Annotated in this window: 21 protein-coding genes, 1 pseudogene and 2 other annotated features; all 22 genes and pseudogenes read left to right on the top strand. The window is 35.9% G+C overall.

Annotation, left to right across the window (positions count from 1 at the left end; all coding sequences use genetic code 11):
• Positions 1-352 precede the first annotated feature (352 nt).
• The 22 genes and pseudogenes from arsA to AC4BBX_RS09125 all read left to right on the top strand — a co-directional run bounded on the left by arsA (position 353) and on the right by AC4BBX_RS09125 (position 21,730).
• Entirely contained in the window at positions 353-2,092 is a 1,740-nt protein-coding gene (gene arsA, locus AC4BBX_RS09020) for an arsenical pump-driving ATPase (protein WP_490453530.1), read from the top strand.
• 18 nt (positions 2,093-2,110) lie between these two features.
• Positions 2,111-2,452 (top strand): ArsR/SmtB family transcription factor, encoded by a 342-nt coding sequence (locus AC4BBX_RS09025; RefSeq protein ID WP_091482171.1) that lies wholly within the window; start codon positions 2,111-2,113, stop codon positions 2,450-2,452.
• Complete coding sequence (arsD, locus tag AC4BBX_RS09030; protein ID WP_490453531.1) at positions 2,430-2,765, top strand: arsenite efflux transporter metallochaperone ArsD; 336 nt, start codon at positions 2,430-2,432, stop codon at positions 2,763-2,765. The genes AC4BBX_RS09025 and arsD overlap by 23 nt, the downstream gene beginning before the upstream one ends.
• 387 nt (positions 2,766-3,152) lie before the next feature.
• The gene (gene arsB / locus AC4BBX_RS09035; protein ID WP_490453532.1) at positions 3,153-4,229 is read left to right on the top strand and encodes an ACR3 family arsenite efflux transporter; all 1,077 of its coding nucleotides are present in this window, start codon (positions 3,153-3,155) and stop codon (positions 4,227-4,229) included.
• 241 nt (positions 4,230-4,470) lie between these two features.
• Positions 4,471-5,058, top strand: a pseudogene (locus tag AC4BBX_RS09040) (ATP-binding protein).
• Positions 5,059-5,442: 384 nt separating this feature from the next.
• On the top strand, positions 5,443-6,615 hold the full coding sequence (locus AC4BBX_RS09045) for an IS256 family transposase (RefSeq protein ID WP_049055336.1): 1,173 nt from the start codon (positions 5,443-5,445) through the stop codon (positions 6,613-6,615).
• Between the two features lie 524 nt (positions 6,616-7,139).
• Entirely contained in the window at positions 7,140-8,519 is a 1,380-nt protein-coding gene (locus tag AC4BBX_RS09050; RefSeq protein ID WP_490453533.1) for a M24 family metallopeptidase, read from the top strand.
• Between the two features lie 217 nt (positions 8,520-8,736).
• Positions 8,737-10,104: an MATE family efflux transporter gene (locus tag AC4BBX_RS09055; protein ID WP_490453534.1), complete on the top strand. Its 1,368-nt coding sequence runs from the start codon at positions 8,737-8,739 to the stop codon at positions 10,102-10,104.
• Positions 10,105-10,130: 26 nt separating this feature from the next.
• Positions 10,131-10,358 (top strand) — a binding site (T-box leader).
• A 133-nt stretch (positions 10,359-10,491) separates the two neighbouring features.
• The gene (locus AC4BBX_RS09060) at positions 10,492-11,271 is read left to right on the top strand and encodes a MetQ/NlpA family ABC transporter substrate-binding protein (RefSeq protein ID WP_490453535.1); all 780 of its coding nucleotides are present in this window, start codon (positions 10,492-10,494) and stop codon (positions 11,269-11,271) included.
• 422 nt (positions 11,272-11,693) lie between these two features.
• Positions 11,694-12,647 (top strand): GNAT family N-acetyltransferase, encoded by a 954-nt coding sequence (locus AC4BBX_RS09065; RefSeq protein WP_490453536.1) that lies wholly within the window; start codon positions 11,694-11,696, stop codon positions 12,645-12,647.
• A gap of 634 nt (positions 12,648-13,281) precedes the next feature.
• A complete protein-coding gene (locus tag AC4BBX_RS09070) occupies positions 13,282-13,536 on the top strand; it encodes a type II toxin-antitoxin system Phd/YefM family antitoxin (protein WP_490453537.1) in 255 nt (84 codons plus the stop codon).
• The gene (locus tag AC4BBX_RS09075; protein WP_490453538.1) at positions 13,521-13,787 is read left to right on the top strand and encodes a Txe/YoeB family addiction module toxin; all 267 of its coding nucleotides are present in this window, start codon (positions 13,521-13,523) and stop codon (positions 13,785-13,787) included. Before AC4BBX_RS09070 ends, AC4BBX_RS09075 begins: the two co-directional genes overlap by 16 nt.
• A 259-nt stretch (positions 13,788-14,046) precedes the next feature.
• Positions 14,047-15,504 (top strand): glutamate--tRNA ligase, encoded by a 1,458-nt coding sequence (gene gltX, locus AC4BBX_RS09080; protein ID WP_490453539.1) that lies wholly within the window; start codon positions 14,047-14,049, stop codon positions 15,502-15,504.
• Positions 15,505-15,700 (top strand) — a binding site (T-box leader). It begins immediately after the preceding gene.
• Positions 15,701-15,763: 63 nt separating this feature from the next.
• Positions 15,764-16,297 (top strand): serine O-acetyltransferase EpsC, encoded by a 534-nt coding sequence (epsC, locus tag AC4BBX_RS09085; RefSeq protein WP_490453540.1) that lies wholly within the window; start codon positions 15,764-15,766, stop codon positions 16,295-16,297.
• Complete coding sequence (gene cysS / locus AC4BBX_RS09090; RefSeq protein ID WP_490453541.1) at positions 16,290-17,699, top strand: cysteine--tRNA ligase; 1,410 nt, start codon at positions 16,290-16,292, stop codon at positions 17,697-17,699. The genes epsC and cysS overlap by 8 nt, the downstream gene beginning before the upstream one ends.
• Positions 17,696-18,091: a Mini-ribonuclease 3 gene (locus tag AC4BBX_RS09095; RefSeq protein ID WP_490453542.1), complete on the top strand. Its 396-nt coding sequence runs from the start codon at positions 17,696-17,698 to the stop codon at positions 18,089-18,091. The genes cysS and AC4BBX_RS09095 overlap by 4 nt, the downstream gene beginning before the upstream one ends.
• Positions 18,092-18,129: 38 nt before the next feature.
• Positions 18,130-18,957, top strand: a complete 828-nt coding sequence (gene rlmB, locus AC4BBX_RS09100; RefSeq protein WP_490453543.1) for a 23S rRNA (guanosine(2251)-2'-O)-methyltransferase RlmB — start codon at positions 18,130-18,132, stop codon at positions 18,955-18,957.
• Positions 18,954-19,481 (top strand): NYN domain-containing protein, encoded by a 528-nt coding sequence (locus AC4BBX_RS09105; protein ID WP_490453544.1) that lies wholly within the window; start codon positions 18,954-18,956, stop codon positions 19,479-19,481. The genes rlmB and AC4BBX_RS09105 overlap by 4 nt, the downstream gene beginning before the upstream one ends.
• 176 nt (positions 19,482-19,657) lie before the next feature.
• Positions 19,658-20,128: a hypothetical protein gene (locus AC4BBX_RS09110; RefSeq protein WP_490453545.1), complete on the top strand. Its 471-nt coding sequence runs from the start codon at positions 19,658-19,660 to the stop codon at positions 20,126-20,128.
• 124 nt (positions 20,129-20,252) lie between these two features.
• Positions 20,253-20,798 carry a sigma-70 family RNA polymerase sigma factor gene (locus AC4BBX_RS09115; RefSeq protein ID WP_490453546.1) on the top strand — a complete coding sequence of 182 codons (546 nt, stop codon included), beginning with the start codon at positions 20,253-20,255 and terminating at the stop codon, positions 20,796-20,798.
• A 178-nt stretch (positions 20,799-20,976) separates the two neighbouring features.
• Positions 20,977-21,222, top strand: coding sequence for a Veg family protein (locus tag AC4BBX_RS09120; RefSeq protein WP_490453547.1), 246 nt, complete (start codon positions 20,977-20,979; stop codon positions 21,220-21,222).
• Positions 21,223-21,292: 70 nt separating this feature from the next.
• A complete protein-coding gene (locus AC4BBX_RS09125) occupies positions 21,293-21,730 on the top strand; it encodes a GNAT family N-acetyltransferase (RefSeq protein WP_490453548.1) in 438 nt (145 codons plus the stop codon).
• Positions 21,731-21,733 lie beyond the last annotated feature (3 nt).

The raw sequence follows: 21,733 nt of genomic DNA on the forward strand, positions 1-21,733 counted from the left end.
TAATACTCCTCCTGATAGTTAGGTATTCATTTACTATTTACCTAAAGTTGAATGAAAGGGGGGAATAAATAAGTGTCCTTCTCAAAAAATATCCCTAATGACCTTTCGACAAAATGAGGTAAATAAAAATGATAAGATGGCTTGACTAAACATAGACAGTTATTTATATTTAATACATAGACAATCTTCTATGTAGGTGAAGTATATAAAATTTAGTGAACTATTTCAAGTTTTTTGTCACATAACTCGCTTTTTTACACTGTACATAGACAATCATTTATATAGGTCATTGATTATTGAAAAAAAGTCAATCATTTCGTCCAAATCGTTTAACAAAGGAGTGAAAAATAGAATGGAAATTTTTGATCCAAAAAAACATATTAATACTAAGTATTTATTCTATACAGGTAAAGGTGGCGTTGGGAAAACAACTGCCGCTAGTGCAACAGCTATTCAATTAGCGAATGAAGGTTTCAAAGTTGTATTAGTGAGTACAGACCCTGCCAGTAATTTACAAGATGTTTTTGAACGAGAACTAGATGATAACGGAACAGAAATTGAAGAAATTCCTGGCTTAACCGTCGCTAACTTTGATCCAGTCAGTGCTGCAGAAGAATACAAAGAATCCATTGTGGGTCCATATCGTGGGATTCTACCAGACGCTGCGGTACAAAATATGGAAGAACAATTAAGTGGTTCATGTACGACAGAAATTGCTTCTTTTGATCAGTTCGCAAAATTCTTAACAAGCCCTGATATATCTGACCAATACGACTATATCATTTTTGATACAGCACCTACCGGCCATACATTAAGACTCTTACAATTACCTTCTGCTTGGACAAACTTCTTTGATGAAAATACAACTGGCACAAGCTGTATGGGGCAATTATCTGGTTTAGATGAAGAGAGAGAAAGTTATAGCTTGGCAGTAGAAACACTTGCCAATGCTGAAATGACAACTTTAATCCTCGTGACTCGTCCTCAAGAAGGACCATTAGTCGAAGCCAATCGTGCGTCCGAAGAATTACGAGCATTAGGGGTTGAAAACCAAAAATTGATTGTGAATGGTCTTTTAGAACATCCGACAGATACGATTTCTCAAACATACTATGAAATTCAACAAGATGCACTAAACAAAATGCCTGAAAATCTTAAAAACTTACCTGCTTTTGAAATTCCATTAAGACCTTACAATCTTGCAAGTATTGAAAGTATCGGTTTATTACTTAGTGAAGAACAACCTGAAATCATTCATGAAGAAGTGCAATCTCAAGAATTCCCACGCTTACAAACTGTTATCGATGATTTATACAACATAAACAAACGAGTTGTCTTTACAATGGGTAAAGGTGGCGTAGGGAAAACAACCATTGCAGCCAGCATTGCGAAAGGACTTGTAGAAAAAGGTAAAAAAGTGCATTTAACAACGACCGATCCTGCAGCTCACTTAAATTATATTGTGCATGAATCAGATACTCTTGGGGTTAGCCATATTGATGAGAAAAAAGAGTTAGAGCTTTACCAAAATGAAGTTTTAGCTAAAGCGCGTGAATCAATGTCGGAAGAGGACTTAGCTTATGTAGAAGAAGATCTAAACTCACCTTGTACAGAAGAAATTGCGGTATTTAGAAAATTTGCTGAAATTGTTTCGATGACGGAAGCAGATGTGGTGGTTATTGATACTGCTCCTACGGGACATACACTTTTACTTTTAGAATCTTCTCAAAGCTATGCCCAAGAGGTGGAGCGAACTTCTGGAGAAGTACCAGAATCAATTACTCGACTACTTCCAATTTTACAAGATCACAACCAAACAGAAGTGGTCATGGTGACATTACCTGAAAATACACCTGTCTATGAATCCATTCGTCTGCAAGAAGATTTAGATCGTGCAGGTATTGCACATACTTGGTGGGTGGTTAATAACAGTTTATTATCAACAGGGACTACAAATGAAACATTGTTAGCTCGTGCAAAATCGGAAGAAGAATGGATCCAACGTGTCGATGGATTATCAAATGGACATTTTGCGGTCATCGACTGGAGTCCTTTTGATTTAAAAGATGATGTTCTTGCTACAATTGTTTAATCTCAAAGGAGAATATAAATGAATTATGAATTATTTGCTGAAAAAATGAAAGCTTTATCTGATCCAAACCGAGTAAAGATACTCGATTTACTATCCTGCGATACTTTATGTGCCTGTGATTTGCTTGAACACTTTGATTTTACTCAACCAACTCTCTCCCATCATATAAAACTATTAAGAGATGCGGATTTAATTGTTACAGAAAAAATAGGAACTTGGCATCATTATTCGGTGAATCGAGAATTATCTACCGAGATAACAGAAATCCTTCAAAGTGTTTTCTCAAGTTCTGAAAGATGTATTTGTCATACAACAATAAATGAAAAGGAAGATCAATATGAAAAAGTTAGCCATTTATGAACCTGCCCTATGCTGTAGTACTGGAGTATGTGGTCCTTCAGTAGACGAGGATTTACTACGTATTACGGGTGTGATGAAACAAGTGAAAGAAGAAGACGATGTGATGATGATCCGTTACAATCTTGCTTCCAATCCTAATTCGTTTGTACGAAATCAAAACGTCATAGACACCATGCAAAATGAAGGACAAGACTCTCTGCCAATTACTGTTTTAGATGGAGAAATTGTTAAAACCGGTGCTTATCCAACGAATGAAGAAATTGCTGATTGGTTAGGTATTTCTTTGCAAGAAACTGAAGACTCTATAGTTTAATAGAAAGATTAACGCAATAAATTACGAAGAATATACAAAAAATCTTAAGCCTTGTCCTAACAAAACGAGGAAAGATTTTGGACATGCTATCATGCGAAAAAATGTAGCGCTGTTATATTTTAAAGGTTTTTGATTTCATACAACTGACTTTGTCCCACTATTTCAAGGTGTTAGTGAACGCAGGGATGGTTCTGCTAAAAAAATAATATCTAGCAACATGACTCAGTTAATGAAGAAACCTCAGAACAGGACATTCAAGGAATGATTCATTTATTAACATATTCAACTGATTGTGTCTGTAAAGAAAAAGAAAGTAGAGCGAAGTAAGGCAGTTTAGCCTCTGTCGTTCTTGGTTAAAAACAAATTAAATTTTGGAGGAAAGTCAAGATGAAAAATGAAGTACAAAAAACACTATCACAAAAAAATAGCGGTATGGGGCTATGGGAGCGTTACTTAAGCCTTTGGGTCGCGCTTGCTATGGTTGTAGGAGTATTATTAAGTCAGGTTATGCCTGCAATTCCAGAATTTTTAAGTCAATTTGAATATTACAATGTATCTATTCCAACGGCGATCTTAATTTGGTTGATGATTTTTCCAATGATGTTAAAAATTGATTTTAGTAGTATCGTCAATGCAACCAAAAAACCTAAAGGATTAATTTTAACAACAACCATTAATTGGTTGATTAAACCATTTACAATGTTTGCTATCTCTGCCTTTTTCTTTTTAGTGGTATTCAGACCATTTTTGGGTCCAGAACTAGCGAAAGAATATATAGCTGGGGCTGTTCTTTTAGGCGCTGCGCCTTGTACAGCTATGGTATTTGTTTGGAGTGAATTGACAAAGGGTGATCCAGCATATACGCTTTTGCAAGTGTCCATAAACGATATTATCGTTCTCTTTCTCTATGCACCAATCGTTGCGCTCTTGTTAGGGGTAGGTAATGTTTCTGTACCGATGGGAACATTGTTTCTTTCCATTGTTGTATTTATTGTAATCCCTTTGGCTCTAGGAATTATTGTTCGGAAATACGTGGTAAAGCAAAAAGGTGACGATTATTTTGAAAAAGATTTTGTGAATAAATTTGATGGGACCACACGGATTGGTTTACTACTAACTTTAGTTATTATCTTTTCATTCCAAGGTGAACGAATTCTAAGTAATCCATTCCATATTTTATTAATTGCTATTCCACTAATCATTCAAAATCTTGTCATATTTTTCCTCGGATACGGTGGAGCAAAAGCGTGTAAATTGCCATTCTCCATTGCAGCACCAGCAGCTATGGTTGGAACGAGTAACTTTTTTGAACTTGCTGTAGCTGTTTCAATTGCATTGTTTGGATTAAATTCTGGTGCAACTTTAGCAACCGTTGTAGGTGTTTTGATAGAGGTTCCTACTATGTTGCTATTAGTCAAATTTGCAAACAGAACACAGCATTGGTTTGATGGCTACGAATATTAAATAAAAAGAGACGAAAATAGCATGATAGGACTTTTTATTAACTGTTTTATTAACTTAAAATTTGGATGAATAGATCGTCCAAATGTATAATGGCAGGCTTTATCTAATCTTTGATCGGAGTAGATGTCTGCCATTTTTTGTTGCGGTCAAATCACAAACACAAAGAGAAAAGGGAGAATAAATTCAATCATAAATCCACTAGATGCAGTTAAATCTTCACAATAAGATTCATGATGTATAAGTGAGAGGATTAGAGGAGATTAAACGGTCGAAATTCCGTATTCAAGATGCTCATTTTTCTTCTGTCTATTATGAAAAGCGAGATATTGATTGTCCTACACTTCAAGAACTGGCAACCTGTAGTTTTATTAATCACCGTAGAAATGTTATTTTTCAAGGCTTTACTGGCTCAGGAAAAACCTTTTTAGCTTGTGCTTTAGGTCGGGAAGCCTGTAAGAAAGAGATCCGGACACGTTACATTCGGTTACCTGATTTACTAATAGAGCGAGATGAAGCAACGCTTAAATCGAAAGGTGTAACGAATCTCATCACAAAATTCTCCAATTATGGTCTGCTCATTATTGATGAATGATTACTTGACGACGTATCGGAAGAAGATTTAAAATTTCTTTTTGAAATTATCGAGCGTCGCTACGACTCCGGTTCCACTATCTATTGCACGCAATTTCGTAAAGCAGATTGGCATAAAAGATTAGGTGGAGACGTCCACGCGGACGCCATCATGGACAGAATTGTGCATAATGCTGTCTGGTTCGATACCGGACAACTAAACATGAGAGAACAACTCGCTAAAACGAATATGACCTGAACAATATTAAATCAGCCACGCTTTTAAATGAGCGTGGCTATTTTCCGGACTCCTTACACGAAAAGGCGGACTCGAATTAGATATCTAAAGACTCGACCATCCGTAAATGGGGACTTGAAAGCACGGAATAATCATTTGGACCTAAATATCCTGAAGTGCATAAAGATTTTGTAAAAATGTATCTAAAAAAGTTAAACATCAAAGCAGATTTAAAAAATAGTTCGTTAAACATAAAATAGAAAAAAATTACTCCATTAACCTAATAATAAGAATTTTAAAATAAGATAAAGTCCGTATAATTGTGTAAAAGTAAAAAGGCCATATAACAGTCCTTTTACGGTACAATGTTTTTAACGACAAAAACATACCCAGGAGGACTTTTACATGACCCAAGTACATTTTACACTGAAAAGCGAAGAGATTCAAAGCATTATTGAATATTCTGTAAAGGATGACGTTTCTAAAAATATTTTAACAACGGTATTTAATCAACTAATGGAAAATCAACGAACAGAATATATTCAAGCAAAAGAATATGAACGAACAGAAAACCGACAAAGTCAACGAAATGGCTATTATGAGCGCAGCTTTACGACACGTATAGGCACGCTAGAATTAAAAGTACCCAGAACACGTGATGGCCATTTTTCACCCACAGTGTTTGAACGTTATCAACGAAACGAAAAAGCCCTCATTGCTTCAATGTTGGAAATGTATGTATCAGGCGTTTCAACTCGTAAAGTATCAAAAATTGTGGAAGAACTTTGTGGTAAATCCGTCTCTAAGTCCTTCGTTTCTAGCTTAACAGAACAGCTAGAACCAATGGTTAACGAGTGGCAGAATCGTTTATTATCAGAAAAAAATTATCCTTACTTAATGACCGATGTACTCTATATAAAAGTACGAGAAGAAAATCGAGTACTCTCAAAAAGCTGTCATATAGCGATTGGAATAACCAAAGATGGCGACCGTGAAATTATCGGCTTCATGATTCAAAGTGGCGAAAGCGAAGAGACCTGGACAACATTTTTTGAATACCTAAAAGAACGCGGTTTACAAGGTACGGAACTCGTTATTTCTGATGCGCACAAAGGATTAGTCTCTGCCATTAGAAAATCCTTCACCAACGTAAGTTGGCAAAGATGCCAAGTTCACTTCCTAAGAAATATCTTTACCACCATTCCTAAAAAAAATTCAAAATCTTTCAGAGAAGCTGTTAAAGGAATTTTTAAGTTCACAGATATTAACTTAGCGCGTGAGGCTAAAAATCGATTGATTCATGATTATATCGATCAACCAAAATATTCAAAAGCTTGCGCATCATTGGATGATGGATTCGAAGACGCCTTTCAATATACCGTACAAGGAAATTCCCACAATCGACTAAAGAGTACCAATCTAATTGAACGACTGAATCAAGAAGTACGCAGAAGAGAAAAGATTATTCGTATCTTTCCAAACTGCGTTTCAGCCAATCGTTTAATCGGAGCAGTCCTTATTGATCAACACGATGAGTGGCTTTCTTCATCAAGAAAATATATTAAATTTGCCAAGTAAAAAATAGTGAGAGCATTGTATAGTATTTTACACAGGATTGTGGACTTGACTTAAAATAACTTTACAAAACATAGGCGTATGCGTGAAAATTGAGTACAAACCATTACCAAAACCATTACTATATAACTATAAACGGTGATGCGAAGGGGCTTGGTTGAGCCCCCTCAGGTCGAGGGTTGGATAGTAAATAAAAAGTAGATGATAGAAAGCCTTTTATTCAAGGTTTTCTATCATTTTTTTGTTTAAAATCAACATCTGATGGAACATGAGATTTTTAGTTCATTTGCAAGAGAAAAATACCAATTGATTTCCTTTTCAAGTCTCAAAACCGTTAGTCTGATACGTATTTTCCCCTCCTGCTTGTATGTCTTTTTTAAATCAAAAAGCGGTATTCTATATAAACGGGTGGTTTCTTATCAGCATTCAATAATTGTTATCTTCTGTTAAAAACCAACATAAAGCTTTCTTTCTTTTTTTTCCATGCTATGATGAAACCAAGAGTATTTTGAAAAGGAGCGAGTAATATGAACGTAGAATTAACCAAAGTAACGCCACCAAAAAAAGATAACAGTGGTGAGATTGTCCAACTTACCGATGCGACTTTAAGGGAGCGTCGGGAGAAAATTCTTTCAGCGATGAAAAAAGAAAATTTGGATACCTTGATTATTTATAATGATTTGGAGCATGGTGGTAATTTTTCTTATTTGACTGGTTTTGTGACCCGTTTTGAAGAGGGTTTATTAGTCTTGCATCAAACAGGAGAAGCATTTTTAATTTTAGGAAATGAAAACACTAAAATGGTTAATTATTCAAGAATTCCAGCGACTTTAATTCATACACCTTTCTTCTCTTTACCGGATCAGCCGATGGCAGGAGAAAAACCATTAACGGAAGTTTTTCAAGAAGCGGGCTTATATGAAGAGAGCAAAGTTGGATTAGTTGGATGGAAAATGTTTACTGGAAAGTCCGTTAACAATCGTCAATTATTTGATTTACCTAGTTATGTAGTGGATGCGATTCAACAAGTAGTGACAACAGGAACAGTTGAGAACTGGGCAGATTTATTTATTCATAGTGAATATGGAGCAAGAGCAACCAACAATGCCAATGAAATTGCCCATTACGAATTTGGTTCTTCTTTAGCATCGGATTGTGTTTTGGATGCTTTGGCAGCTATCGAAGTAGGGAAAACTGAACTAGAGATTGCTAGTCAGCTTGTGCAATATGGGCAATTACCTAATGTTGTACCGATTTTAGCAACAGGGGAACGTTTTGAACACGCCTATGTTTTTCCGAGAAATAAAGCAGTTCAATTAGGAGATAAAATGTCAGTGACAACTGGTTTTAAAGGTGGTTTGGCAAGTCGCAGTGGCTATGCAGTGACGAAGGCAGAAGAACTTCCTGATGGCCAGCAAGATTATGTAGAAAAAGTAGCGGCACCATATTTTAATGCGGTTGTTGCGTGGTTGGAAAATATTTTCATTGGGATGAAAGGCAAAGAAATGTACCAATTGATTGACGAGGTTTTACCGCAGTCAGACTATCATTGGGAATTAAATCCTGGTCACTTAACTAGTGATGAAGAGTGGATGTCTTCACCTATTACAGCTAATTCTGAGATTCCACTACAATCAGGGATGTTGTTCCAAATTGATATCATTCCTTCAGTTAAAGGATATGCTGGAACCAGTTGTGAAAGTGGTATTGCTTTAGCCGATGAATCGTTACGCCAACAAATTCAAACAGAATATCCGCAACTTTGGGAGCGAATCGAGACTCGTCGTAACTATCTACAAACAGAATTAAAGATTGATTTACCTGAATGTGTTCTACCATTATCCAGTGGCGTGGCTTATTATGCTCCCTATTTCTTAAATTTAGAACTGGCTTTTGCCAAAAAATAAACGAACAGTTCACATAGTCAGACTGCTCATTCTTTGCTATAATCTAGCGAAAAGTATAACGAGAAATAATGTGTGTTTAGGGAAGCTATGACAAACTAAAATATCTGAACAAGAATTACCTGAATTTCAGAAGAATTTTCTATCGTTCAGGTATTTTTCTGTCACTAGATTTAGGTATGAATATCTCTATTTCTAACACACATTTTGGAGGAATTAGATGAAAAATAATGAGCAACGCTTGGATTTCATGGCTACGACTAAAGCATTAATCATGTTTAGTTTGCCTTTAATTGGTAGTGGAATCTTGCAACAACTTTACAATTGGGCGGATGCTTTTGTTGTCGGTAATTTTGTTGGTGAGACCGCCTTGGCAGCGGTAGGATCAACTGGAACGGTTATTAACTTTTGGTTGATGGCAATTACTGGATTTACTTTAGGACTCTCAATTTTAGTTGGGAGAAAATTTGGTAGTGGCGAGAGGGATTATATTGCTCGCTTACTCTCAACTTTTAGTTTGTTTCTTGGAGTAGTGGCAATTGTCGCAATGATTGTCGGCATAGGTTTTATTCATTCGTTATTGGTTCTTTTGGATACTATGCCCGATGCAATGACTTTGGCAGAAACGTATTTAAAAATTTGCTTTTTGGGAATTCCTTTTTTAGCCATCTATAATGTGTACTATGCTGCTCTAAGAGGAATTGGTGACAGTCGCACGCCTTTTTTAGCGATTATGATTTCTTCGGTGTTAAATATTGTGTTGAATGTACTTTTTGTCGCCTATTTTAAGTGGGGGATTGCCGGAGCTGCGATTGCGACAGTGATTTCTCAGATGGGAATGACAATTTTTATTATTTGTTATGCAATCAAAAAACATGCCTTGCTTCGTTTTCCATGGAAAGCAAAACTGTTCCATTTAGATGTTTTTAAAGAAGGGTTGCGCTTTGGTTTCCCACCAATGATTCAATCAAGTGTCAGTGCTTTTGGTAGTTTGTTGCTTCAAAATTTTATGAATGGATTCGGTACTCAAACGGTTGCTGCAATTACCACCGCTTATCGGGTGGATACAATTGTGATTTTGCCTATTATTAATTTAGGTTCTGGAATTGCGACGATGGTAGCTCAAAATCATGGGGCAGGAAATCTAAAAAAAGCACGCAATGTGCTGACGGCTGGCTTATGGTTGATGGTGCTTATTTCCCTATTTTTGACTGCCTTAATTATTCCGTTTGGCGGAAAAGTCATTGCGTTATTTGGAATTAGTCCAGCATCGATTGCGATTGGATACGCTTTTTTTCAACGCTTAGCTAGTTTTTATGTGATTTATGGCTTGGCTATGGCAATGCGTGGTTATCTTGAAGGCATGGGGGAATTGCGTTACTCTAGTTTTGCTAGTATTAGTGGTTTAGTCGTTCGTATCGTAGCTTCTTATCGTCTGGTTGTTTACTTTGATAATATGGTGATTGCATATGCGGAAGCCTTTGGTTGGCTCGCTTTATTTAGTTTATTTCTTGGACGTTTGTTGATCTTATCGAGGAAAAGAGACGTCTTAACTTTAGAAAAGAATTTTGTTGACACACGCCCTTAGATAAGCTAATGTTATACGCAACTCAATAAACTCCGATGAAGAGGAGAGTAGTCTTTGGATTCTTTAAAAGAGAGATTCTGGTTGGTGGAAAGAATCAAGAATAAAAAGATGAAGATGGTCTCTGAGGAAAATTGTCGATAAGTAGGCAATTTCGATTTGTTCAATAGTTACCTTGAACGCCAATTTCATTGAAGTTGGGCAAAGAGAAGTTTTACTTCTAAACAAAGGTGGTACCGTGATTACTCGCCCTTTTACTTGTATCTTTTATGAGTAGAAGGGCTTTTTTGTTTTTTTAGGGGAAACAAAAAAAGCACACAAAAAAAGGGAGGAAATACAAATGAAAAAAAATGGTTAAAAGTAGCAACAGGAGTTGTAGCTGTAAGTTTATTGGTTTTATTGGGTACCTGTGGTTCAGGTGACTCAGCTGGTAGCAATGAAGATAAAGTAGTGAGATTAGGGGTCGTGGGAGAAAGTAACGAAGCTTGGGAATATGTTCAAAAAGAATTAAAAGACAAAGAAGGCATTGATTTAGAAATTGTTAAATTTACTGACTATCGTGCACCGATTACTTCTTTGGAAGATGGTTCAATTGATTTACATTCAACTTTGACAGAGATTTTTATGGATCGTGTCAATGAAGAAGCCGGTTATTCAAATACAACGATTGCTTATACAACACTAAATCCACTAGGTATTTTTTCTAATAAAATTACTGACATTAGTGAACTAGAAGATGGTGCAGTTGTTGCTGTTCCGAATGATGTGTCTAATGAAAGTCGTGCATTGTTGTTATTACAAACAGCTGGTTTGATTACTTTAGATGAAGAAAAAGGGTTGTTGCCAACAACGAATGATATTGTTGATAACCCTAAGAACTTAGTATTTAATCTTTTGGATGCCAATCAAACAATTCGTGTGTTAGATAATGTAGATATTTCTTGTGTAAATAATAATGTTGCCGTAGATGCTGGTTTTATTCCAACACAAACAGCGATTTATCTTGAACCTATCGCTGAATCTTCTACACCGTATTACAATGTCATTGCGGTGCGTGAAGATGAAAAAGATGAAGAAATCTATCAAACAATTGTCAAATATTACCAAACCGATGAATTCAAAGACATTATCGCAGAAGTTACTCAAGGATCTAGTGTCCCTGTTTGGTAAAAATCTTAAAAATGTTCATTGGAAAATAACCCTAAACTCAACATCTTACGCTTAAGATATTTATCCGTGACATTATTTGATTAAAAATAGTAAACAAAATAAACTACCTTTCAAACTCTCCTTGGGCTGCAAAGTTCTGAGGAGAGTTTTCTTAACGCTATAGAAAAAGCTTTCGAAAGGATAAAGAGCCCAGTAGAATAGGTTTTCTATCCGTTTTCATGAAATGCTCAATTCCGTTCTACTAATTCAACCAATAAGCATATAGTAGTTTTTTTTACAGTAATTAACGCATTGAAAAGGGTTTCTAATTTAAAGGAAGTATGATAGAGTTACTTTAACGATGAACATGGAAGGAGAATTATATGGGCAGACCAACATTTTTTGTTAAATAATTTCATATTATTTAATAAGGAGAAAAATTTATGCACTTAATCACACTAAAAAAATCAGAAGCTATTGAAAAAAATGTTCTCAATCAAATCTTTGAAGAAGCAAAACCGCATTTCAATAAGGTAGAAGGGCGCGATCCGTTGCCACCGCTAATTAATATTGAGAGCGTAATTCCTGAACTTTCTAATGACGACTGTCATTGTCTAAGTGTATTTTATTTAAATACGATAATTGGGTATTTATGGGTATTCGATGACTCTCTTTCCAGCACATACATTCTTCACTTTTATATAAGTGAGAAATATAGAAAATGTGGATTTGGTAAACTTGCAATAAAAGAATTGGAAAAGAGCTATGTTAAAAAACAGGTAGAGACAGCTGAACTTATTGTATCGGCTAATAACTACGTGGGTTTAAAATTTTGGCAATCCACTGGCTTTGATAAAATATTAAATATTTACAATATAGATCAAGTGGAAACAAGCTCTATTGAAATTGAACTTCAAAAACAATTTACCAAAGAATCTGAGGAATGGATTCATTTACTTCCAGTAAATGAAGAAAATTCTTTCTTAGGTAATAAACTAGCTGTTACTAATGAACAAAAAAATTCTAATTTGGTGTTATCAATACCAGAGGCAATTCAAGCTGCTTTTGTAAATCAATTTGCAGAACCTTATTTTATTTGCTTGAATAATAAAGTCATTGGGTATACTGCTTATGTTTTTGATCAAACGATTTTAAATGAAGAAAATCGATACTGGCTATGGCAGTTTACCATAGATAAACGTTATCAAAATAAAAAGTATGCATCAAAAGCGCTAGAAATAACTATTGAAAAGTTAATAAACAGAGATGTACCAGTCATTACTTTGTCAACGAAATCAGATAACCATAATGCGCTACACCTATATAAGAAATATGGTTTTACTTTGACTGGAGAGACGAACGGAGATGAGATAATCTTAAAGAAGCGTTTGATATAGATAAAGAAGCTTTTTAATAACTAGTGATGGTAAAAGTTTAGAAAATTTTTAATAGTTAGAATAGAGTCTTTGGGTCAATCAGCGATTTTGCTGCTTGACCTTTTTTCTTTGGTTTTGGTTGGTTAAGTTAAGATATTATTTTCCTCGATGAATAAAGTAAGAAGGTTCATATCCTCGAATCAGTTCAGAATGGTTGTAAGAAATCGATCCAATACTACTTTAAGTGTCGGTAATGTTTATCGGTGTCAGAAAATAATTTCATTACAGTGATTTAATATCTAAAGAGAACACAATTCATAGATACTTCGGCAAACGTTTCTGATTTAAATTTACCTAAGGGAAGCACCTTAGGCAATGCTTGATTTTCAGGTAACATGGTTGTGAGGTATAGGAAGAGTCCCCAAGAACACCTAGGACCATCATGAGAGCGATAGCGATTTGTTTAGCATTATAAGTTATAGAGGCATTTTTTTCAAATATCTGCCCGTTAATTTTCAGTATATATTTTGACAAGTGTAGAATAGTTAGGGCGTCTTATTTTCAAAACGTACCTGATAATGTACATCTTGTTTGACGTACGCTATTACGTACATTAAAATATACTTATTAAAGAATATGTATGGGAGTGAGCAATATGGAAGTTTTTAGCCCTACAAATGCAAGAAAAAATTTGTTCGGTATTATTAAAGCAGTTGCAAATAATAGCATACCAATTGAAATTACAAACACGAAAGATGAAAAAGAAAGTGTGGTTGTTATCAGTAAAGCTGACTGGGAGGCAATCCAAGAAACATTGTATTTACAACAAGTAGGGGTACTTGATAGAATCAAATATTTTGAAGACGAAGAGGCAGAAGACTTAGGAGAAGTCAATTGGGATACAATGTAACAATCAAAAAAAATGCGAAAAAGGATTTACCAAAATTGAAAGCAGTTCACCTTGCTGGAAAATTTGATGAATTGCTAAAAGTTATAAAAGAAAATCCCTATCAAACTCCCCCTCCTTACGAAAAATTAGTTGGTTTACCTTATTATTCAAGAAGACTTAATATTCAGCATCGCTTAGTATATAGTGTGGACGAAGAGTCAAAAACAGTTATTATCTTGTCAGTATGGTCACACTATGAAAGAGGATTGTAAAGTTAGTTTTTTTTTATGAGTGATAGAATGTCATAGTGTCAATGGAGTCTCGTTCTTCACGGAGCGGTTCTGGGCTGATCTAATCAATATTCTCTAGCAGTGAAGCGTCAAGTTCGCTGTGGATGGTAATGATTTTTTGACAAAAAACGAATTCTCCTAGTCATTGGCTTTACTATTTTGCTTAATAAATGTACAATTCTAGCTATACAGCAATTTTTTATTTAAAGAGAATTGCATTTGAAAGAAGAGGAAGATGACAATGACAAAAGTACGTGTACGTTACGCACCGAGTCCAACAGGGCATTTACACATTGGAAATGCACGAACAGCATTATTCAACTATTTATACGCTCGTCATAACGACGGCGAATTCATTATTCGTATTGAAGATACCGATCAAAAGAGAAACATTGAAGGCGGCGAAAAAAGCCAATTAGAAAACTTAAAATGGTTAGGTGTTGACTGGGATGAGTCACCGGAAAATCCAGGAGAGCACGGACCTTACCGTCAATCCGAAAGAAAAGATATTTACCAACCATTAATTGACCAATTATTGGCTAGTAACCGTGCTTATAAATGTTACTGTACAGAAGAAGAATTAGAAGCCGATCGTGAAGCCCAACGAGCTCGTGGAGAAATCCCTCGTTACAGCGGAAAATGTGCACATTTATCTGGAGAGGAACAAAGAGCTAAAGAAGCAGAGGGAATTACACCAGTGATTCGTTTCCGTGTGCCACGCAATGTTGAATATCGTTTTGACGACATGGTGAAAGGTGAAATCGCCTTTGAATCCGACAATGTCGGTGGCGATTTTGTTATTCAAAAACGTGATGGTATGCCAACCTATAACTTTGCAGTAGCAGTAGATGATCACGATATGAAAATCACTCATGTGTTACGTGGGGACGATCACATTGCCAACACACCAAAACAAATGATGATTTATGAAGCCTTTGGTTGGGATGTTCCTAAATTTGGACATATGACCTTAATTATCAATTCTGAAACTGGGAAAAAATTAAGCAAACGTGATGAATCTATCCTACAATTTATTGAACAATACCGTGATTTAGGTTACTTACCAGAAGCGATGTTTAACTTTATTGCTTTGTTAGGTTGGTCACCAGTCGGCGAAGATGAACTATTTTCTCCAGCAGAATTAGTAGAGATATTTGATGCGAATCGCTTAAGCAAATCCCCAGCAGCCTTTGATGGGAAAAAATTAGAGTGGATTAACAACCACTACATGAAACAATTAGATTTAGACGTTCTAACGGATATGTGCTTACCTTATCTAGTAGCTGAAGGACATATGGAAAAAGAACCAACACCAGAACGTTTAGAATGGTTTAAAAAAGTAGTCAGCTTGTATCAACCACAAATGAGTTATGCAGCAGAAATCGTTGAAGTCTCTAGTTTATTCTTTAATGAGCACCCAGTCTTAGATGATGCAGCGAAGGAAGTCTTAGCAGGCGAAACAGTTCCTACTGTTTTAGCAGCCTTTAAAGCACAATTAGAAGCAATGGATGTTGTCGATGCACCAACAGTTAAAGCATCAATTAAAGCAGTTCAAAAAGAGACAGGCATTAAAGGAAAAAATCTATTCATGCCAATCCGTGTAGCTGTCTCAGGACAAACTCATGGACCAGAATTACCAGATACGGTAGAATTATTAGGCAAAGAAAAAGCTTTAGCTCATTTAAATCAAGTATTATAAACAAACACAAGGAACAGACGAAGTACAAAGAACTTTTTTTAGAGAAATTGCGGGTGGTGAAAGCAATTAAAAGGACTTTGGAAATGCACCTGGGAGTGGCTTTGATGAAAATCAAAGACGGCAAAGCCCGTTACGCTTGAAGAGGCAGAGAATACTCTGTAAATAAAAGTGGAACCACGCCCAAAGCGTCTTTTGAATAGGCAAACCTATTTGAAAGGCGCTTTATTGTGTAATTAAATAAAAAAAAGAAGGTGAGAACATGAGTTGGTTGAAAAGAGCCATCCAAGCAGTCAAAACGAATGATCCCGCTGCAAGGTCAACTGCAGAAATCATTTTGACCTATCCCGGTCTCCATGCCTTATTTTGGCATCGAATTTCCCATTTTTTATACCAGCATAAACTGTATTTGTTGGCAAAAATCAATGCGCAATTTTGGCGCTTTATTACAGGGATTGAAATTCATCCCGGAGCTAAAATTGGTCAGGGAGTATTTATTGATCATGGCATGGGCTTGGTGATTGGAGAAACGGCAGAAGTGGAAGATGATGTGATTTTGCATCACAATGTCACTCTAGGTGGAACGGGAAAACATAAAACCAAACGTCATCCGACTGTCAAAAAAGGTGCACTAATCTCCGCTCATGTTCAGATTTTAGGACCTGTGACGATTGGTGAACGAGCAAAAGTCGGGGCAGGGGCCGTTGTGTTACATGATATTCCTGCAGATACAACCGCAGTAGGGGTTCCTGCAAAAGTGGTACGTGTGAAAGGAGAAAAAGTGGATTATGATTAAAATCTATAATACTTTGACAAGAAAAAAAGAAGTCTTTACTCCTTTAGAAGAAGGCAAAGTAAAGATGTACGTGTGTGGACCAACCGTTTATAACTATATTCATATTGGAAATGGTCGAAGTACGGTTTCTTTTGATACGATTCGTCGTTACCTAGAGTTTCGTGGATATGAAGTGAATTATGTGTCTAATTTTACCGATGTGGATGATAAAATTATCCGTGCAGCTAAAGAATTAGAATTAACTGCACCAGAAGTTGCGGATCGTTTTATCGAAGCGTTTAAAGAAGATACACAAGCCTTAAATGTGAAACCAGCTTGCAGCCATCCACGAGTAATGGATCACATTCCAGATATTATTGAGTTTATTGAGGCATTAATTGAAAAAGATTTTGCTTATGAAGCCCAAGGAGATGTCTATTATCGGACGCGTAAATTTGAAAATTATGGAAAATTAAGCGATCAATCGATTGATGAATTAGAAGTGGGAGCTAGTCAACGAACGGGTGAAGAGCAACAAATCAAAGAAGACCCATTAGATTTCGCGTTATGGAAATCAGCAAAACCAGAAGAAATTTCATGGGAATCACCATGGGGACCAGGTCGTCCGGGTTGGCATATTGAGTGCTCGGTAATGGCAACCAAATTGCTAGGTGAAACGATTGACATTCATGGGGGTGGACAAGATTTAGAATTTCCTCATCATGAAAATGAAATTGCTCAAAGTGAAGCCAAGACAAATAAAACCTTTGCGAATTACTGGATGCATAATGGTTATGTCACCATTGGGGATGACGATGAAAAGATGAGTAAATCCCTAGGTAATTTTGTGACGGTTCATGAAATGGTTCAACAACTGGACCCTCAAGTATTACGTTTCTTTATGGCTACCACGCAATATCGTCGCCCAATTCGTTATAGTGAAACAACCTTAAAAGAAGCTACCACTAATTTGCAACGCTTGCGAACTGCTTACGAAAATGCTGGTTTCCGTTTTGCGGATGCCTCAGCAGATTTAGCAGAAGATACTCAAAAGGCCACAGAATTACAAGCTCTTGTTGAACGTTTTATTGAAGAAATGAATGATGACTTTAATACTGCAAATGGGATTACGGTTGTCTATGAATTAGCAAAATGGTTGAATTTATATAGTGAACAAGCAGAAGTTTCCCAAGTAGTTCTTGAAAAAGCGCGAACTATTTTTAGTCAATTATTAGAGATTTTTGGAATTGTTTTTAAAGAAGAATTAGTGGATACAGAAATTGATGCTTTAATCGACGAACGAAATCAAGCGAGAAAAGATCGTAACTTTGCCCGTAGTGATGAAATTCGTGATTTATTAAAGGAACAGGGAATTATTTTGGAAGATACCCCGCAAGGAACAAGATGGAGAAAAGAAGCATGAGAGATTATCGACAATTAAATGGTTTAGCCTTAGCCTATGTAGGGGATGCAATTTACGAAGTATACATTCGTGACTATCTTGTTTCCCAAGGACAAACTCGTCCGAATCAACTCCATCGAATGGCAACACATTATGTTTCGGCGAAAGCCCAAGCAGCCTTGGTTCAACTGATGTTAGCAGAGGAGATTTTAACAGAGGAAGAACAAGATTTTTACCGTCGTGGACGTAATAGTAAAAGCCATACCAGTGCTAAAAATGCCGATATTACCACTTATCGCATTTCTACTGGTTTTGAAGCATTAATGGGTTATTTACATTTGACGGAACAAAAAGATCGTTTAGAAGAACTGATTCAATGGTGTATTGATAAAGTTGCACAAGAAAATAAGTAAGTTTACCTAGGTAGAATGACAAAGAAAAGGTGAAGACAATGAAAAAAGGGTTTAACAATGACAAGCGTCAAAATAAACCAGATAAACGCCGAGGAAAAAATCCTCGTGAAGATAAACCAACTGTTCGAACGCAAGAAGAAATTGAAGAGAATTTTGTCTTTGGTCATCATGCAGTCGTCGAAGCCTTAAAACAAGGAAGAGGTAATAAATTATTTGCTGCAGAAGATGCTCGTGGCGAAAAGATTGAAGAATTAAAAGAATTAGCTAGAGAACAAGCAGTTCCGATTAAATGGGTACCGAAACAAAAATTAGATACGATGAGTAATCAAGGAGTGCATCAAGGCTTAATTTTAGCGATTACTCCATATGAGTATTTAACGTTGCCAGAATTGATGGAACAAAGTAAGGAGAATCCATTCTATTTAATCTTAGATAGTATAGAAGATCCTCATAATTTTGGCTCGATGTTAAGAACCGCTGATGCCAGTGGAGTGGACGGAATCATTATTCCAAAACATCGTGCAGTAGGTATCACTCCAGTCGTTGTAAAAACATCTACGGGAGCAGTGGAACATGTACCAGTCGCCCGAGTGACTAACTTAAATCAAGCGATTAAAGAATTAAAAGAACAAGGTTTCTGGATTTTTGGTACAGATATGAATGGAACGACTTATACGAAGTGGAATGCACAAGGTTCCATTGCTTTAATCATTGGCAATGAGGGTCGTGGCATGAGTGAAGGCTTGAAAAAAGAAGTCGATGAAATGTTAACCATTCCAATGACTGGTCATGTTCAAAGCTTGAACGCTTCTGTAGCGGCAGGATTATTAATGTATGAAGCTTATCGTCAGAGGGCGGAACTATGAAGAGCCAACTCCTAATTGTGGATGGCTATAATATGATTGGTGCTTGGCCAGAATTGGTTACACTAAAAAATCAAGATCGTTTAGAAGACGCTCGAGAGAACTTGTTGCAACGATTATCGAATTATGCAAAGTATGAAGGATTACGAATTATCGTTGTTTTTGATGCCCAGCTAGTTCCAGGAATTACTCAAAATTATAAAAAGTATCAACTGGAAGTGGTTTTTACCGAAGAAGGTGAGACAGCAGATAGTTATATCGAACGCATTGCTGGCGAATTAAACGATTTGTTAACCCAAGTCACTGTAGCAACAAGTGATTTGGCTGAGCAATGGGTGGTTTTCTCCCAAGGCGCTTTACGAACCTCTGCTAGAGAATTGTATAAAGCCGTTCAAAAAACCGAAAAAACCATCAATCAGCATCAACAAGATATTAAATTCACGAGCTATCGTCGTAATTCACCGTGGAATCAAGACCAATTAAGTGAATTAGAACAGATATTAAAAGATTTAAGCAATCGAAAATAGGAAATGAAGAAAGGAAAAAACGACAAGCGATTGTCTGTTTTTTCCTTTTTTGTTAGTTGCCTCCTCAAAAAACCTAGCGTTCAGGACAAGATATTCAACGTTCAGGGTATTTTTGGTTTTGAACGGGATTTGTTTGGTAAAATAATTGTCCAATGATGAAATGAGGTTGATTGTCTATGAAAAAACGAATAGCATATACATTATCTTTTAAAGATCGGGGATATATGAATTTTTTAGAGGCATTGTTTTCAGAATGTGACTGCCTTTTATTTTACATGAAAGAGACTAAAAATCCGTTAAATAAAAAGGACGAGCAATTTTTAGAATATATGCTTCAAAATATTTACACTGTGACATCAGAAGAAGTCGAAGAAGACTTTTATGGTAGAGCCCAAAGAAATTGTTATCAAATACTAATTACCCCAGAATTTGAAAAAGTGTTTAAAGAGCACTATCCTACGATGCAAGCTTTATTTGCCAGTCAAATATGTGAGGAATGGATGTTCCAACGGGAAAACCATATTGTCTTTTGGGCAGTGTCAGATGATTTAGATGAAGGTCTATTTACCTTGCATTTGGATAAAGAGATTGCTTATTTTCGAAGCATTGATGGTGTAATCTATCACGAAATGGGAATTCTTAGTTAAATCTCAATTTTTTGTTCGATAAATACTTTTCTATAAAATCAGAATTGATATACCATATGAGAGACGACTCTTTTCTTGCGTGATACCCTCAGTTTACTAAGGTAGACGAAGGGAGAAGTTTAGGATGGAAGAAGTATTAGCTTTGGCAAAGCAAGGAGATGAAGACGCGTTTCTTCAGTTGTATATTCATCATCAAGGAATAATCTATAGAATTAAAAATAAATACTATTTATGTGATTTTGACTATCAAGATTGGACACAAGAAGGTTTGATTGTTCTTCACCGATGTGTTCATAGTTTCGAAGTGACAGAAGGAATTACGTTCGGCTCTTTTTTCAAACGTTCTTTTGAAAATCAAATTCGTAGTTATGTTCGTAAAAAATTGGCTTACAAACGAAAAAGTAATGTAAATACTCTTTCGGTAGAAGAAAAAACAGCTCACGAAGGTGGTTTTTATGGACATTCTCCGTTTTATGGTGAAACCTTAGACCAAATTTTGATACAAGAATCTTTGGAAGAATGTCAGGATTTACTCTCTGATTTAGAGAGAGCAGCTTTTTTTACTTATGCGGTAGAAGGTAATCAACCCATTCAAGAAGCGAATCCAAGAATGCGTAGTGCTTATGAGCGTTCTCGACGAAAAATTCGGTTTTTTTTATTAGAAAAATAACCGAATATATTTGATTGTCGATTATGAAATATATAGGAACAACAAATAATCTTTGAAAAAATAGGGAATTAATAAAAGAAGATTTAGCAATTAGTCGAATATTGAAATAAGTTTTATTTTATGGTAAACTTGAATTTTTCAGATAATTATGCTATAATGTGTGGTAGAGGTGAACGTGATGGCAACAACTTTAGCGACAATCAAAAAAGATTTAGAAGGCCGTATTGGTAGCGAAATCATGCTAGTTGCACAAACCGGAAGAAAACGCCAGACAGAGCGTAAGGGTATTTTAACTGAATTATATCCATCGGTTTTTGTGGTAGATCTTGATCCAGAAGAAAATTCTTTTGAAAGAGTTTCTTATAGTTATTCAGACATCTTAACAAAAACTGTAGAAATTGAATTTTTATCTGAGGCAGTCTAATAAAAGAGTAAAGAGCTTCCTTTTTAGGTAGGCTCTTTTTTTCAATTTCTATAAGTGAGGAGCAATAAATTTGGACGTAAAATACAAGCGATTTTCAGAATTACATATTATGGAGTATCATCGTATTCTTGCTTTGCGTGTAGCTGTGTTTGTGGTGGAGCAAGAATGTCCTTATCAAGAAGTCGATGATGTTGATCTTGAAGCAATACATCTTTGGTTGGAAGATGAGGGAGAAATTTTAGCATACGCTCGTATTTATCAAAGCAAAGAAATGCTTCATTTTGGCCGCGTGTTAGTCAAAGAAACGGCACGTCATCAGAAATTAGGAAATCGTTTAGTTCAAGAGGTATTGGATTGGATGACTGAGCGTTATCCTAATCAGTTGGTAGAAATTGGCGCACAAGCACATTTACAAAACTTTTATGGTAGTTTTGGTTTTGAAATAATTTCCGAAGTGTATTTAGAAGACAACATTCCTCATATAGACATGAAAAAAAAGCTTTGTTGACTT

The sequence above is a fragment of the Enterococcus sp. AMC1157 genome, from assembly GCF_058216555.1.